The sequence below is a fragment of the Vibrio sp. ZOR0018 genome, from assembly GCF_963865925.1.
In the GTDB taxonomy this organism is placed as follows: domain Bacteria; phylum Pseudomonadota; class Gammaproteobacteria; order Enterobacterales; family Vibrionaceae; genus Vibrio; species Vibrio anguillarum.
In genome coordinates this window covers 1-1,321 of sequence record NZ_CAWMCN010000003.1, presented here as the reverse complement: position 1 = coordinate 1,321, position 1,321 = coordinate 1, and the positions used below count along the sequence as shown (strand labels likewise).

The 1,321-nt window shown below is 37.6% G+C and carries 1 protein-coding gene; it reads left to right on the top strand.

From position 1 onward, the window contains the following. The first annotated feature begins 311 nt into the window (after positions 1-311). Positions 312-767 carry a hypothetical protein gene (locus AACR75_RS00090; RefSeq protein WP_017045504.1) on the top strand — a complete coding sequence of 152 codons (456 nt, stop codon included), beginning with the start codon at positions 312-314 and terminating at the stop codon, positions 765-767. Positions 768-1,321 lie beyond the last annotated feature (554 nt).

Here is a 1,321-nt window from a genome sequence, read left to right as displayed (position 1 = left end):
CTACGCTCGTCACTTTTCTTCCAAACCGCTCAATTTGAGTTTTTTGTTTCTTTGCTGATTTAGCATTTTGGTTTATAAATGAATCGGTTAGTTTATTTCAAGTTTACAAAAAAGCTCGTTCTTTGGTTGTGAAAGTATCGGTGTCAATCGGTTGGCCTAACAAACGGCTCAAGAGGGATTGCCAACGCGTGGCGGCTTTAGTTCAAAATTGAAGTTCAATGTTTACAGTGTGTTTTTTGAGTTCGGCGGTGCGTTGTCAACCCCTTAGCCGGGCGTTAAGTTTATTCAAAATTAATCAAGAGGTATGAATTATGTTGGATCAAGTTCTCCAGCTACCCCCAATCGTGCAAGGAGCTTTGGGCTCTGCTCTATTTGCGGTAGTCTTATGGATCTTGAAAAGTGCAGGAACTGTGGTTCTTGAAAAAGTAACTTTTTTTGACAGAAAGATGAAAATTCACAATATAAATACTCAATTATTGAGGTGTAAAGCGCTAAAGAATGGTGATCCATCATTGATTACATTTGCTTTAATAGGTCTAATTTATTTAGCGCTAGCAAATGTTATAAAAGCAATAGTATGCTTACTGGTTGGTTATATTCTTAGTAGTCGAATAGCTATATTTACTGATATTAGTGTCATGTTCTCTCTATATTTTTTACTGCAAGCCTTGATTTGTGTAAGTGACAACAAAGATGGACCTGATTACGATCAGAAGATAACTGAGTTAGAAGACAAGTTAGAAGAACTTGAAGTATCACAAAAATAAACTTAACAAACGGTTCAAGAGGGACTGTCAACGCGTGGCGGTTTTAGTTCAAATCGGTCTTTGTGATTACGGTTATTATTTTGAGTTCAGTGTTTTGCGTTGTCAGCCCCTTAACCGGGCGTTATGCAACTCAGGTAAATTTAGGGGTTCAATCTTTTGGAATTTCTCCGGCTATTCGTTTTGTGCTGTCGGCAAATGAGCATTTTTACCCTCAAATTCTTGGTTAACTCAAACCGTAAAACAGGCAATTTTCTTTGTTTGCCTCAATTGGTTTTAGCGTTGGCGCGTTGTCAATTTAGCGGGTGCAAAGTGTGGAAAGGACAAGTTAATCGATCATTTTGTACTTGCTGAATATTTTGCTCGTTGAGTTTTGCTGATTCAAAAGCTTGGTTTGTTGCTGAAAGGTGTGCTTTGTTTTGGCGGCTTACTTATCACGGTTCGGGCTTTGGCTGATTCTTGGTTCACTTAACCAACATTTTGATTGTTTTCTTAATCAAATTTGGTGTAACTTCTGGTTTATCTTATTGAATTTGCATAACAAAGCATTTAAGACG